The sequence below is a fragment of the Lysobacter terrae genome (assembly GCF_054782215.1).
Genome location: NZ_BAAGSX010000001.1, coordinates 402954 through 417300, shown reverse-complemented (window position 1 = coordinate 417300; position 14347 = coordinate 402954). Strand labels below are relative to the sequence as shown.

General features: G+C 67.4%; 13 protein-coding genes. 7 read left to right on the top strand and 6 right to left on the bottom strand.

Annotated elements, in window-relative coordinates; genetic code table 11:
- Positions 1-4: 4 nt before the first annotated feature.
- The 5 genes from holA to ACYVJ8_RS02040 form a co-directional block, all read right to left on the bottom strand.
- Positions 5-1051 carry a DNA polymerase III subunit delta gene (gene holA / locus ACYVJ8_RS02060; RefSeq protein ID WP_460709232.1) on the bottom strand — a complete coding sequence of 349 codons (1047 nt, stop codon included), beginning with the start codon at positions 1049-1051 and terminating at the stop codon, positions 5-7.
- Between the two features lie 11 nt (positions 1052-1062).
- On the bottom strand, positions 1063-1716 hold the full coding sequence (locus ACYVJ8_RS02055; RefSeq protein ID WP_460709231.1) for an LPS-assembly lipoprotein LptE: 654 nt from the start codon (positions 1714-1716) through the stop codon (positions 1063-1065).
- Positions 1717-1824: 108 nt separating this feature from the next.
- On the bottom strand, positions 1825-2382 hold the full coding sequence (locus ACYVJ8_RS02050) for a hypothetical protein (RefSeq protein WP_460709230.1): 558 nt from the start codon (positions 2380-2382) through the stop codon (positions 1825-1827).
- A gap of 302 nt (positions 2383-2684) precedes the next feature.
- Positions 2685-5465: a leucine--tRNA ligase gene (gene leuS / locus ACYVJ8_RS02045; protein ID WP_460709229.1), complete on the bottom strand. Its 2781-nt coding sequence runs from the start codon at positions 5463-5465 to the stop codon at positions 2685-2687.
- Positions 5466-5608: 143 nt separating this feature from the next.
- Positions 5609-6253: a heme NO-binding domain-containing protein gene (locus tag ACYVJ8_RS02040; RefSeq protein WP_460709228.1), complete on the bottom strand. Its 645-nt coding sequence runs from the start codon at positions 6251-6253 to the stop codon at positions 5609-5611.
- A gap of 290 nt (positions 6254-6543) precedes the next feature.
- On the opposite strand from ACYVJ8_RS02040, the gene ACYVJ8_RS02035 reads away from it, so the two are divergent.
- Complete coding sequence (locus ACYVJ8_RS02035) at positions 6544-7833, top strand: metal-dependent hydrolase family protein (protein ID WP_460709227.1); 1290 nt, start codon at positions 6544-6546, stop codon at positions 7831-7833.
- Between the two features lie 261 nt (positions 7834-8094).
- Entirely contained in the window at positions 8095-8346 is a 252-nt protein-coding gene (locus ACYVJ8_RS02030) for a SemiSWEET transporter (protein ID WP_460709226.1), read from the top strand.
- Here ACYVJ8_RS02030 and ACYVJ8_RS02025 read toward each other — a convergent pair.
- Positions 8327-8956: a DUF998 domain-containing protein gene (locus tag ACYVJ8_RS02025; protein WP_460709225.1), complete on the bottom strand. Its 630-nt coding sequence runs from the start codon at positions 8954-8956 to the stop codon at positions 8327-8329. The genes ACYVJ8_RS02030 and ACYVJ8_RS02025 overlap by 20 nt on opposite strands.
- Positions 8957-9049: 93 nt before the next feature.
- Between ACYVJ8_RS02025 and trxA the strand changes: the two genes are divergently transcribed.
- The 5 genes from trxA to ACYVJ8_RS02000 all read left to right on the top strand — a co-directional run bounded on the left by trxA (position 9050) and on the right by ACYVJ8_RS02000 (position 14315).
- The gene (gene trxA / locus ACYVJ8_RS02020) at positions 9050-9928 is read left to right on the top strand and encodes a thioredoxin (RefSeq protein ID WP_460709224.1); all 879 of its coding nucleotides are present in this window, start codon (positions 9050-9052) and stop codon (positions 9926-9928) included.
- A gap of 78 nt (positions 9929-10006) precedes the next feature.
- Entirely contained in the window at positions 10007-10501 is a 495-nt protein-coding gene (locus ACYVJ8_RS02015) for a DUF4442 domain-containing protein (RefSeq protein ID WP_460709223.1), read from the top strand.
- A gap of 139 nt (positions 10502-10640) precedes the next feature.
- Positions 10641-12647, top strand: coding sequence for a serine/threonine-protein kinase (locus ACYVJ8_RS02010; RefSeq protein ID WP_460709222.1), 2007 nt, complete (start codon positions 10641-10643; stop codon positions 12645-12647).
- A gap of 41 nt (positions 12648-12688) precedes the next feature.
- Positions 12689-13363, top strand: a complete 675-nt coding sequence (locus tag ACYVJ8_RS02005; RefSeq protein ID WP_460709221.1) for a DUF502 domain-containing protein — start codon at positions 12689-12691, stop codon at positions 13361-13363.
- 178 nt (positions 13364-13541) lie between these two features.
- On the top strand, positions 13542-14315 hold the full coding sequence (locus ACYVJ8_RS02000) for a queuosine precursor transporter (protein ID WP_460710994.1): 774 nt from the start codon (positions 13542-13544) through the stop codon (positions 14313-14315).
- Positions 14316-14347 lie beyond the last annotated feature (32 nt).

Genomic DNA, 14347 nt, shown 5'->3' with positions numbered 1-14347 from the left:
CGACTCAGCCGCGCACCGTCAGCAGCCGCGCGGCGCGCGGTTCGGCGACGGCGAGCAGCAAGCGCTCCAGCGCCAGCCAGGCATCGTCCGGTTCCTGCCCGCGGCGCGGACGGCCCTTGGCGATGCTGTCGACACGACCGGCCTGGGCGAGGAAACCGTCCCAGCGCGCGGCTTCGTGCCGTTGCAGGGCGCGCCGATACATCGGCTGCTTGGATTCCCAGATGCGCTGCGCCTTGAACGCATTGGCCAGATTGCCCGCGCGCGCCAATGCGGCGGTGGTCTGCAGTTCCTTGATGACCATGCCCAGCAGCGCCGGCACGGCTTCGCCCTCGCCACGCAGGCCGCGGATCATGCGCACGACTTGCGCGCCCTGCCCGTTCATCGCGGCGTCGACCAGGCGGAACACGTCGAAGCGCGCCGCGTCGGCCACCAGGTCGTGCATGCGCGCGGAATCGAGGATCTCTCCGTCCGACAGCAGCTTGAGCTTTTCGATTTCCTGCGCCGCGGCCAGCAGATTGCCTTCGACGCGATCGGCCAGCACTTGCACGGCGTCGCGATCGGCTTTCAGGCCGCGCGAGCGCAGGCGACTTTCGATCCAGCCCGGCAGTTCGTGCGGCTTCACCGGCCAGGCGACGGCAATCTGACCGACGCGCGCGATCGCCTCGCTCCACTTGCCGCCGTGCTGCTTGCTCCACTCGCCAGCGGTGACGAGCAGGGCAATGTCGCCGGGAGGATTGGCGCAGAACTCGCTGATCACGCGCGCGCCTTCCGTGCCGGGCTTGCCGGTGGGCAGGCGCACTTCGAACAGGCGCTGGCTCGAGAACAGGCTGGGCGCACGCATGCTGGATTCCATCGCCGCCCAATCGGGCTCGCGCTGGTTGCCTTCGGCTTCGAAGATTTCCCGCTCGCTAAAGCCTTGCGCGCGTGCGGCCACGCGCACGGCGTCGGCGGCTTCCAGCACGCGCAGCGGTTCCGCACCGGCGATGAGATAGGCGGGACGCAGCGGGCCGGCTTGCACCTGCGCGGCCAGCTGTTCCGGTTTGAGTTCCATGGGGCCGGCGGTCAGCGCGGTTGCGGCGGATTGACCGGCGGCGGCTCGGGCTGGGGCTCGGGGCGCGCCTCAGGTTCCGGCGGCGGGTTGGCGTCGGCGGCTTCCAGCGCGGCGCGGGCGGCGTCTTCGGCGACCGGTTCGTCCAGGCGCGACTTCGGCGCGCCGGTCACGGTCCCCGCGCGTGCGACCGCATCGAGACGGCGCAGGATCGAGGCGGACATTTCCCGGCGCATTTCAATGACCAGCAACTCGCGCTCGCTCTCGGTACCGATCGCATTGACCGGATTGGAGATGTAGTCGCGCGAGAGTTCGACCGCCTGGCGCGGCACCGGCTTGCTGCCGTCGGCCTTGCGGACTTCGAAAACCACCGCATAGCGCAGGCTGTACTCCTGCGCGCGGCCCAATTGGTCGACGCTCAGCGGCGTGTCGCCCCAGCGTTCGGACAGGATGTCGAGCACGGTGGCTTCCGCGTCGCCTTCCTGCGCCATCTGCGCACCGGCCCGCCGGATCGACAGCGCCAGCGAATCGGCGAGCGGACTGTAGCGATCGACCGTATGGACGCGTACCGGCCCCAGGTCGCTCGGCAGGACCAGCGGGTTGCGGAGGTGGAAGCCGCAGGCCGCGAGGGCCAGTGCGAGGACGATGGGCAGGCTGCGACGAATCATGCGCGAAGTCTGGACGAGGCCGGCGCAGGCGGCAAGCCGGAGCGATGCGGCCGGCCTGCGCTAGGGTCCGGCGGCCGCATCGTTCACGGTCGTGTCACGGCGAGGGTGTCAGCGGCGCGGCTTGAGAATCGCCGCCATGCCCAGGCCGGCGAGCAACCACCCGCCCCACTGGTCGACCAGGTCGCTGATCAGGAAATCGGTGCTGAAGCCGTACCAGGTCCATTGCGACACCGAGATCGACAGCCAGGCCACGACACCGAAGGCGAACAGCGTGCCCGCGCGTGCGCTGTAGCTGCGCAGCGCAAGGCCGCCCACGGCCAGCGCCGCCACCAGCGCGGCGAGGAAGTTGCTGAGGAACTCGATCGACAATTCCCGCTTCATGTCCATGCTGACACCGCCGGTGCGCACCACCATCAGTGCGCTGGGACCGTTGGCGACCTTGTCGGCATAGACCTTCTGATCGGCTTCGCTGGCCTGCATGTAATTGAGGTGCGGGGCGACATACACGCCGTTCTCGGTGATGTTTCCGCGCAGCGCTTCGATCACGGCGGCTTCGTTCGGCACCGGCTTCAGCGCCTTCTCGGAGAATGGCAGCGCCATGTGCGCCACAGCGCCCCACAGGAACAACAACAAGCCGCCTACAACGGCTGCAATGATCGTTCTCACTTGCCCACTCCCCTTGGCTGGATGGTAGCGCCGCCCCTCGCGGCGACGGCGAACGCCGCCGGCGGATCATAGACCCGGGCGGGTGCGGCTGCGCTCCCCTGGATCAGGTGGTATTGCGCGCTGCAGGTGTAACGACGCGCAAGGGGCGCCGCTTCGTTCGCCCCTCATCCGCCCTGCGGGCACCTTCTCCCGCTGCGCGGGGAGAAGGAGATATAACCCCCTCGCCCCGCTTGCGGGGAGAGGGACAGCGTCGCGTAGCGACGCAGGGTGAGGGGACGTATCAGCCCAGTGAGGGGCCGTGTTCAGCCCACCACGATATTGACGATCTTCCCCGGCACGACGATGACCTTCTTCACCGTCTGCGTGCCCACGAATGCAGCGACGCTCGGTTCGGCCAGGGCCATGCGCTCGGCATCTTCCTTCGACACGCTCACCGGCACCTCAATGGTGCCGCGCAGCTTGCCGTTGACCTGCACCGCCAGGGTGATGCTGTCGCGCACCAGCGCGGCCGGATCGGCGACCGGGAACGGCACGTCCTCCAGCAGCGCTTCCGGATGGCCCAGCGCCTGCCACAACGCGTGGCAGACGTGCGGCGTGACCGGATTGAGCAGCAGCACCATCGCCTGCAGCGCTTCGTGGCGCACGGCACGGCCCTGGTCGCTCATGTCGTCGAACTTCGACACATGATTGAGCAGCTCCATCAGCGCGGCGATCGCGGTGTTGAAGCTGTGGCGGCGGCCGTAGTCGTCGCCGACCTTCTGGATCGTCTCGTGCAGCTGACGGCGCAGGGTCTTCTGCGCGGCGTCGAGCTGCGAAGCATCCACTTCCGGATGATCCGGCTGCGCCACATGCGTGAGCACTTCGCGCCAGAAGCGGCGCAGGAAGCGCGCCATGCCTTCCACGCCGGCTTCGTTCCATTCCAGCGACTGCTCCGGCGGCGCGGCGAACATCGAGAACAGACGCACGGTGTCGGCGCCGAACTTGCCCACCATCAGCTGCGGGTCGACGCCGTTGTTCTTCGACTTCGACATCTTCTCGGTGCCGCCGATGTGCACCGGCTTGCCGTCGGCCTTCAACTTCGCGCCGACGATGTGGCCGCGCGCGTCGCGTTCGACTTCGACGTCGGCCGGGTTGATCCAGTCCTTCGAGCCGTCGGCGTTGTCGCGGTAGTAGGTCTCGGCGATCACCATGCCCTGGCACAGCAGGTTGATCGCAGGTTCGTCCGAATCTACCAGGCCCTGGTCGCGCAGCAGCTTGTGATAGAAGCGGAAGTACAGCAGGTGCAGGATCGCGTGCTCGATGCCGCCGATGTACTGATCGACCGGCGTCCAATACTTGGCGCGCGCGTCGACCTGCTGCGCGGCGCCCGGTGAGGTGTAGCGCGCGTAGTACCAGCTCGACTCCATGAAGGTGTCGAAGGTGTCGGTCTCGCGCTCGGCCGCGCCGCCGCATTGCGGGCAGGTGGTCTTGCGCCATTGCGGATCGGCCTTGATCGGCGAGGCGACGCCGCTGAAGGCCACGTCTTCCGGCAGCACCACCGGCAATTGTTCTTCCGGCACCGGCACGTCGCCGCACTTGCCGCACAGGATCACCGGGATCGGGCAGCCCCAGTAGCGCTGGCGGCTCACGCCCCAGTCGCGCAGGCGGTAGTTCACGCGGCGCTGGCCGCGGGCGGCCTGCTCGAAGCGCGCGGCCAGGGCATCGAAGGCCTGCTGGTATTCCATCCCGTCGAGTTCGCCGGAATTCACCAGGAAGCCGCGGTCGGTATACGCACCCTCTTCGGCGATCTGGCGCTCGAATTCCCGCACCACCTGCACGGCGGCGCCGGTGGCGTACGCATCGAGCGCACCGCCCTCGCCCAGCGCGGTGCTCATGGCATCGCCGTGACGCGCGACGTCGCGGGTGATCTCTTCGATCGCATCGCGCACGTCGGCCGGCACGATCACCATCTTGATCGGCAGTTGGTAGGACCTGGCGAATTCCCAGTCGCGCTCGTCATGGCCCGGCACGGCCATCACCGCACCGGTGCCGTAGTTCATCAGCACGAAGTTGGCGACGTAGACCGGCACCTGTTCGCCGCTGAGCGGATGGATCGCGCGCAGGCCGGTGTCGCGGCCACGCTTCACCTGGGTTTCCAGTTCCGCTTCCGACACGCCGCCCTGGCGCAGGTCGGCGATGAATTCGGCCAGGTCGGCGTCGCTCTGCGCCGCGTGCTGCGCCAGCGGATGTTCGGCGGCGATCGACACGAAGGTCACGCCCATCAGCGTGTCCGGACGCGTGGTGAAGACGGTCAAGCCGCCTCCATTCGGCATGTTGACCGCATGGCCGTTGCCGTCGACCACGTCGAAGCGGATCTCCAAGCCTTCGCTGCGGCCGATCCAGTTTCGCTGCATGGTCTTGACCGCATCCGGCCAGCCCGGCAGAGCATCCAGGCCGTCGAGCAGTTCCTGCGCGTAGTCGGTGATCTTGAGGAACCACTGCGGGATCTCGCGCTTCTCCACCAGCGCGCCGGTGCGCCAGCCGCGGCCGTCGATCACCTGCTCGTTGGCGAGCACGGTCTGGTCGACCGGGTCCCAATTCACCACCGAGTTCTTGCGGTAGGCCAGGCCCTGCTTCATCAGGCGCACGAACATGCGCTGCTCATGCACGTAGTACGACGGCTGGCAGGTGGCGAATTCGCGCGACCAGTCGATGGCGTAACCCATCTGCTGCAGCTGCGCCTTCATATGCGCGATGTTGGCGTAGGTCCACTTCGCCGGCGCGGTGTTGTTCTTGATCGCGGCGTTTTCCGCCGGCAGGCCGAACGCGTCCCAGCCCATCGGCTGCAGCACGTTATGGCCGGTCATGCGCTTGTAGCGGCTGATGACGTCGCCGATGGTGTAGTTGCGCACGTGGCCCATGTGCAGCGCGCCCGAAGGGTACGGCAGCATCGACAGGCAGTAGTACTTGGGCTTGGCCGAGGCCTCGTCGACCTCGAAGGCCTTGTTGCCGGTCCAGAACCCCTGCGCGGCGGCCTCGACGGCTTGCGGGTCGTAGGCTTTGGGATCGGCGGTGGATTCGGTCTGGACGGCTTCGCTGGACACGGTCGGCAAAAGTACGGGAAAGACCGGAAAGCCTACCGCAGCGCACCATTCGCCGCCATTCGGCTGCAGCCGGCCGTCGGGCCGCCGACAGCCGTTCTGCAGGGTGCGGCCGGGAGCCCGGCCCGCGCGGCCGCTGCCTGCCGCTACTCCTGCAGCGCCGGTTCGGGCAGCGCAGGTTCGGACGGCGCTTGCGCGGGCGTATCCGCGAAGACCGACCGGTTCTCCTGCCGAGGCAGCCCGCCGGGCACACGGCGCACCAGATCGAAGCGGCAACACTCCGCACCGTTGTGCATGCACTGGGTCTCGTGGATTTCGACCACTTCGCCGAAATGATCCTTCAGTCCGCGCATGATGCCCTTGGCGACCATGCACAGCTTGCGCTCCGACTGGTAGGTGAGCTCCATCCGATTGGCATCCAGGCGCCGGGCGACCAGCCGCGGCGGCAGCCGCTTGGGGTTGTAGCGATGGATCGCGTCGTGGATGCGGGCGCTGGCGTTCTCGAGCACTTCGAACGTGCGCCACTCCGGCCGCACGAACATCTCGTAATAGGTGATCAGCTGCGGACCGGCGAAATGGCCGAAGTCCTCCAGCACCGCCGGCAGCGGCACCCGCAGCATGCGCGATGCGGTCGAGGCGAGCTTGACGATCTCCTCGTCCGGATACTGCACGACCGGGAAGTACACCTTGTAGCCGATGCCTGCCTCTTCGAGCAGGACTTCCCAGGTGGCGCGGCCACCATGACGCTCGATCACGTAGCTGCGCAAAAAATCGAAGATGACTCCGTACATGGCCTGCCCCCTGCAAGCGTCGACAACGGTTGGAATGCGACGGGCTGGCTCCCCTGAGCCAGTGACCCTGCGTCCGAACCGCTGCAACACCAATCCATGGCGGCCGGTGCACGAAACCTAATAGCTACCCGTGAAGGCCTGTGCGAACACGGTCACACTTCACGCGGTGGTCCTGCCTTCGGGCGCCAGCTTCGGCAAGGACGAAGTCGGAACGCGCGTGCTTAGAATCGGGCCCTTCGGCCTCCAGTCGGCCGCCAAGCAACGGGCGTTTCGCCCCAGGGGAAATCCATATGAGCCGTCTTGCACTCGCCGTTATCGCCGCCCTGGCAGCGGGCCATGCCGCCGCCGCGGAACCGGTGGCGCTCCACTGCGGAAAGCTGTTCGACGCGCGCAGCGGCAAGCTGCTCGAGGACCGCACCGTAGTCGTGCGCGAGGGCAAGGTCGCCGAAGTGCTCGCCGGCCACGCCGATGTGCAAGGGGCGAAGGCGGTGGATCTGTCCGGCCACACCTGCACGCCGGGCTGGACCGACCTGCACGTGCATCTGTCGTCGGAAAGCAGCCCCAAGGCCTACGAGGAAGAATTCCGCCTCGACGACACCGATTTCGCCTACCGCTCCGTGGTGTATGCGAAGAAGACACTGCTGGCCGGCTTCACCAGCGTGCGCGACCTCGGCGGCGAAGTGACGCTGCACCTGCGCAACGCCATCAATCAGGGCCTGGTGGAAGGGCCGCGCATCTGGGCCGCGGGCACCGCGATCGGCACCACCGGCGGCCATGCCGATCCCACCAACGGCTACAACGCCGAACTCTCGCACCTGATCGGCCCGCCCGGCCCGACGGAGGGCGTGGTCAATTCCGTCGACGACGCGCGCCAGGCCGTGCGCCAGCGCTACAAGGACGGCAGCGACGTCATCAAGATCACCGCGACCGGCGGCGTGCTGTCGTACGCGAAGTCGGCCGACGCGCCGCAGTTCACCGTCGAGGAGATCAAGGCGATCGTCGACACCGCGAAGGACTACGGCTACCGCGTGGCGGCACACGCGCACGGCACCGAAGGCATGAAGCGCGCGGTGCTCGGCGGTGTCACCTCGATCGAACACGGCACCTACATGACCGACGAAGTCATGACGCTGATGAAGCAAAAGGGCACCTGGTACGTACCGACGATCTACGCCGGCCGCTTCGTCGCCGACAAGGCCAAGGTCGAGGGCTACTTTCCCGAGATCATCCGACCCAAGGCCGCGCGCGTGGGCGCGCAGATCCAGGAGACCGCCGGCAAGGCCTACCGCAACGGAGTGAAGATCGGCTTCGGCACCGACATGGGCGTCGGCCCGCACGGCGACAACGCGCGCGAGTTCGTCTACATGGTCGAAGCCGGCATACCCGCCGCGTACGCATTGCAGGCTGCCACTATCAACGCCGCGCAGGTGCTGGGCGTGGACGACCAGGGCGTCATCGAAACGGGCAAGCGCGCGGACATCGTCGCCGTGCCCGGCAATCCGCTCGAAGACATCAAGACCGTGCTCAACGTCGACTTCGTAATGAAGGACGGCACCATCTACAAGCAACCGCAAGGTTGACGTAGTAGAGACCGCTCGCCTCCTCTTTGCTTTTTTTGCCGACGCAACCCAGATGTGTCAGAGGCAGGCGGTGCTGGTGGGCAGGCGTGACTGTCAGCGGCATGGATGCCGCTGACAAGCCTCCATGGATGGATTCACGGCGTGTCACGACTGCCCACCGGCGCCGCCTGCCTCGCCGGCGCGCTAACAGTCGCAAGCCCTTCTCCACGAGGCGGCACTGGCTCACACTGACGCCGCACACATACGCGGACGACACACCCAATGAACGGCGAATGGATCGGCTACATCGCGGCGACGCTGACGACATTCTCGTTCGTACCGCAGGCGATCAAGACGATCCGCACCAAGGACACCCGCGGCATCTCGCTGTGGATGTACGCCACGTTCACCGTGGGCATCATGGGCTGGCTGGCCTACGGCTTCGTGCTGATGTCGTGGCCGATGATTCTTTCCAACATCGTCACCCTGGCACTGTCGGCGACGATCCTGGTGCTCAAACTGCGTTACGGCTGAGCCGATCCGTACGGCGGTCGGCGACGATCGCCCAGGCGAACCAGATCGCGATCGCGATCCGTTGCGCCAGACCCGGCATCAGGACCTGCGACACGAACAACGCGAACATCGGCACCATCGCCGCGGCCAACATCGATCCGGCCGCGAACATCTGCCACGACTGCACCCGATGCATGGCCAACGCCAGCAGCCCGCCCCCGGTGGCGAAGGCGAGCCACCACAGCAACCAGGCCGCCGCGTGGCGGCCACTGGCCACGCTGTCGATGTCCCCATCCAAGGGCAGCAGGCCCTGCGCTAGGAACGCCAGCGCCGACAGCAACACCATCTGCGTGCCGATGCGCGCCAGCCAAGGCGCCTGCGCGGTCAGCGCGTTGCGCAAGCGAAGCGCACTGACCGCAACCAGCGCACCCGGCACGACGAACGCGAGCAGGTTGAACAGCAACCCATGCGCCGCGCCCTTCGCCCCGAGCAATGCCAGCGGATGCCACAGGTGCGAGTAGCCTTCGATCGCGGGGGCGAATACCACGACCGCAACCACACAGGCCGCGGCCGCGATGGCTCCGGAATGCCGCAGCACAAACGCCAGCGGCGGGTTCGACGATAGGTTCATCGCCACATGCTAGCGTGCCGCCGGTGCAAGGCTTGCCTTCGCTGCGGGCCGACCCCATCTGGACACGCATAACCTGCCCCGCCGGAACGCCCCATGGCCCTCGATACCGCCGCTCAGTCCCACGTCTTCGACGCCACCACCGCCAACTTCGAAGCCGAGGTCCTGCAGAAGTCCCTCGAGGTGCCGGTACTGGTCGATTTCTGGGCCGAATGGTGCGGTCCGTGCAAGCAGCTCGGACCGATCCTGGAAAAGCTCGCCGGCGACTACAACGGCGCCTTCCGCCTGGCCAAGGTCGATGTCGACAAGGAGCCGCAACTGGCGGGCGCCTTCCAGGTGCGATCGATCCCGACCGTTTTCCTGGTCAAGGGCGGCCAGCTCGTCGATGGCTTCCCGGGCGCGCTTCCCGAAGGCCAGCTGCGCGAATTTCTCCAACATCACGGCATCGCGCCGGCGTCCGGCGACGCCGCGGCCAACGAATCCATGGACGAAGCCATTGCCGAAGATCCGCACGCCGAAGTCGTCCGCTTGCGCGGCGCCGCGGCGGAACATCCCGAGGACGACAGCCTCAAGCTGGATCTCGCCCTGGCGCTGCTGAAGACCGGCGCGGCGCGGGAAGCCGAACAGTTGCTGGACGCCCTGCCCGCCAATCTCGCGCACGACGATCGCGCGGTGAGCGCGCGTGCGCGCCTGGGCTTCGCAGCGCTGCTCGACAACGCGCCGCCGACCGCCGTGCTCGAGGCGGCGATCGCGAGCAATCCCGATGATCTGCGCGCGCGCCACCTGCTGGGGGTGCATCGCATCGTCGCCGGCGACACCCAGGCCGGCCTGGATCAATTCCTGGAGATGCTGCGGCGCGACCGCAATTACGAGGACGGCCTGCCGCGCAAGTCGCTGATCGACGCCTTCCGCATCATCGAGGACGAAGACCTGGTCGGCACCTACCGCCGGAAGATGTCCTCGCTGCTGTTCTAGCCGTCCGGCCCGCCAGGGCTTGACTATACGCAAGCGTATGGCGAAGCTGCGGCCCGCCCTCCCCACGGCTAGCGCGGCATGAAACGTACCTTCGGCCCCGGCACCTTGCGCCGGATCCTCAACCTCTGGCCGCCGTTCCTGTTCAACGGCATCCACGTCGGCGCCATCGCCGCCGACTGGCGCAGCGCCAGCGTGGAACTGCGCGCGCGGCCCTGGAACCGCAACTACGTCGGCGTGCATTTCGGCGGCAATCTGTTCGCCATGGCCGATCCGTTCTGGATGCTGCTGACCATGCACGCGCTGGGCGGCGACTACATCGTCTGGGACCAGGCGGGCGCGATCGAATTCGTGAAGCCCGGCCGTGGCACCGTGCGCGCGAGCTTCCAGCTCGACGAGGCCATGCTGGCGCACTTGCGCGCGGCAACGGCCGACGGCGCCAAGCATCTGCAGTGGTTCGAGACCGAAATCGTGGATGCCGGCGGCGACGTGGTGGCGCGCGTGCGCAAGCAGCTATACGTGCGGCGCAAGCGCGCCCGTCCTGCCGAAGGCGAGAAACCGCGGCTCGCGGCGTAGGAGGAGTCGCGCCGGCCCGGTTGCATGCCGCGAATGGCGATGACGGTCACACTCTGCGTCCCGCCCGCCGCCGCGCGCATCATGCGAACCTGACCTGCCCACAGGGTATGCTTGCCTCGCCACAGGGGGCGCAGGAACCATGGCTGAAGAGCCACGACACGACGACGGAACACCGTTGCCGGAAATCGCCGGCTATCGAATGCTACGGGTGATCAACCACGGCGGCATGTCGACCGTGTATCTGGCGCGCCAGCATTCGCTGGGCCGCGACGTCGCGATCAAGGTGATGTCGCCGCAAGCCCTGTCCGACGAAACCAGCCGGCGCCGCTTCGAGAACGAGGTGCGCACCATCGCGCGCCTCGAGCACCCCAACGTGGTGCGCATCCACGAGGTCGGGCGCACGCTGGAAGGCCTGCCCTACTACGCCATGCCGTACATGGCGCGCGGCCACCTGGGCCAGCGCAACTACACCAAGAGCGAACGCCGCGCAGTCGAGATCGCCAACATGCTGTTGTCGGTGCTCGGCTACGCGCACGCGCGCAACATCGTGCATCGCGACGTGAAGGCCGAGAACGTCCTGTTCGACGACGCCGACCGCCCGCTGCTGGCCGACTTCGGCATCGCCCTGCGCAAGGACTGGGGCGGCGCGCGCATGACCGGCACCGGACTCGCCGTCGGCAGCACCGCCTACATGGCACCCGAGCAGGCCCGCGGCGAAGTCGTCGACGGCCGCGCCGACTTGTATGCGCTGGGCGTGCTCATCTGGGAGATGCTCACCGGCAAGCTGCCGTTCGAAGCGCAGGACGCGCTGTCCATGGCGGTGATGCACGCGCAGGATCCGATTCCGAAGTTGCCGGCGCACCTGGCCCATTGGCAGCACTTCATGAACCGCGCGCTGGCCAAGCAGCCATCGCAGCGTTTCGAGGACGCGGCGCAGATGCGCGCCGGCATCGAATCGGTGACGCAGCGCAGCCTGATGCCCGCGCTGCGCGACCGCCTGCACCGCCTGGCGCCACTGCAGCGCTACGCCAAGCCGATCTGGGCCACCTGCGCGCTGCTGGCGATCATGGGTGTGGGCGTGCTCGGCGTGGAATACCTCTCGCGTCGTCACGGCGATGGCGACCTGCCCAGTGGCGGCGCCGATGCTGCAAGCGTCGCCGCGCACAACGAAGTCACCGCCGCGATGCTCAAGCCGCTGGAGGACACGCCGGCCCGCCGCGCGATCGACACCGCGCGCAAGCGCATCGCCGCAGGCCAGCTGACCTCGCCGCTCGATGCGAACGCGTACACCAGCGTGCTGGAAGCCTGGAACGCGGATGCGACCAATCAGGAAGTGGTCACCGTCGTCGAAGAGCTCACCGACGCCTTCGCCGGCGCGATCTCCGCGCAGATCCGCGACCGCAACGACGCGCGTGCGCGCGAAATCCACGCCATGGCCACGGCCCTGGCGCAGCAGACCGGCACGGTGAACTCCGCGGCCTTCCAACGGCTGCATAGCCGCACGGAGGCCGCGGTAAAGGCGCGCTTCGAAGCCGCGGCCAAGCGCTACGACCGCGACGATGCAGGCATGGCCATCCAACTCGCCACCGATTTCGAACTGCCGCCGCAGCTCGCAGCGGCATGGACCAGCCGCGTCGACAAGCTACCCCGAATCGGCACTGTGCTACCCGATGGCGGCGTGGTGCGCGCCAGCACTACCGGCGCGGTCGCGGTGAACCGGCTGCCGATCACGCGTTCGGACTACGCGCGTTTCGTCGGCGCGACCAAGCGCATGCCTTCGCTCTGCCGCGAACGCGCCTCGCTGTTGCGGGTGCTCGCGCCGCGCGACTGGCGCACGCCCGGCTTCACCCAGGTGGAAACCGAACCGGTGGTCTGCGTGTCGCTGCAGGACGCGGAGGCCTACGCCGCCTGGTACAGCCGCCAGACCGGACAGCACTGGCGCCTGCCGACCGTGGTCGAAGCGCGCGATACGCCGGCGCAAGCGGGCAAGCGCGCGCTGGCGCTGTGGTCGCAGGACTGCGCCACCGGTTGCGCACTGCGCATGGTCAGCGGCCGTTCGTGGCGGACAGCGACGGCGCAACGCCCCTTGCTCGCCAATCGCGGCTATGACGACGTCGGCTTCCGTCTGGTCCGCGACCTGCAATAGGAAGCCACCGGTTCGGCGCGCGCAACGCCTACAATGCGCGCATGACCACGCCCCCCCGCGCCGCGCGCCCCAGCTTCCAGCGTCTTTTCCTCACCGGGCTGCTCACGCTGCTGCCGATCTGGCTGACCTGGGTCGTCATCAAGTTCGTCTTCGTCCTGCTCTCCGACATCAGCCGGCCGGTCGTGCAGCCCTTGCTGCAGGAACTGGCCACCACGGCGCCGAACGCCCTGGGCTGGGTCGTGCAGCCGTGGGTACAGACCGCATTGGGATTGCTGGCGACACTGGCTGTGATCCTCCTGTCGGGCGTGATGGCACGCCTGATCATCGGCCAGCGCATGCTGCGCTGGTTCGAAGCGCTGATCCGCCGCATTCCCCTCGCCAGCACGATCTACGGCAGCGCGCGACAGCTGCTCGACATCCTGCAGACCAAGCCGGACGGCACCCAGCGCGTGGTGCTCATCGACTTCCCGCATAACGAGATGAAGACGTTGGGATTCGTCACCAAGGTGATGCGCGAACACGGCACCGGCCGCGAGCTGGCTGCGGTGTATGTGCCGACGACGCCTAATCCGACTTCGGGCTATCTGGAAATCGTGCCGGTCGAGAAGATCACGCCGACCGATTGGAGCGTGGATCAGGCGATGAGCTTCATTATTTCCGGTGGTGCTGTGTCGCCGGATACGATTCCGTTTACGCCGCGCGGCGATAGCGTGTGACGCTGCGTCACGTCCCCTCACCCTGCGTTGCTTGCGCAACGCGGTCCCTCTCCCCGCAAGCGGGGCGAGGGGTGGCTTTTCCTTCTCTCCGCGCAAGCGGGGAGAAGGTGCCCGAAGGGCGGATGAGGGGCGCTTTTAAGGACGACAAGTGAACGACACCAGCACCCCCGCACTTTCGATCCCCGCCTCGCGCCTCCTCGACGATCGCGCGTTGCGCTTGTTCGTCATCCTGGCCACGTTCTTCTGCGCCAACGCGGTGCTGGCCGAATTCATCGGCGTCAAGATCTTCGCGCTGGAAGACACGCTCGGCATCGCGCCGCTGCAATGGAACCTGTTCGGGCAGAGCGGTTCGCTGAGCTTCACCGCCGGCACGCTGCTGTGGCCGGTGGTGTTCCTGATGACCGACGTGGTCAACGAGTTCTATGGCCGGCGCGGCGTGCGCCTGATTTCCTGGCTGGCGGCGGGACTTATCGCGTACGGCTTTCTCTTTGCCTTCGCCGCCATTTCGCTGGCGCCCGCGGGCTGGTGGGTGAAGGCTGCGCAGTCGCAAGGCGTGGCCGATTACCAGGCCGCCTTCGCCGCGGTGTTCGGTCAGGGGCTGTGGACGATCGGCGGCTCGCTGGTGGCCTTCATGTTGGGCCAGGTGATCGACGTGGCCGTGTTCCACCGCATCCGCGACGTCACCGGCGAGAAGCACGTATGGCTGCGCGCGACCGGCTCCACCGCGGTGTCGCAATTGGTCGACAGCTTCGTGGTGCTTTACATCGCCTTCGTGATCGGCCCTCAGCATTGGCCGACCTCGCTGTTCCTGGCCGTGAGCACGGTCAACTATGCCTACAAGATGCTGGCCGCCATCGCGATGATCCCGCTGCTCTACGTGATGCGGCGCGTCATCACCGGCTATTTGGGCGAGCGTCGGGCCGAGCAGCTGCGGATCGAGGCGGCGCAGTAGTCGGCGCGTAGAAGCGAAAAGCCCGCAGCCTG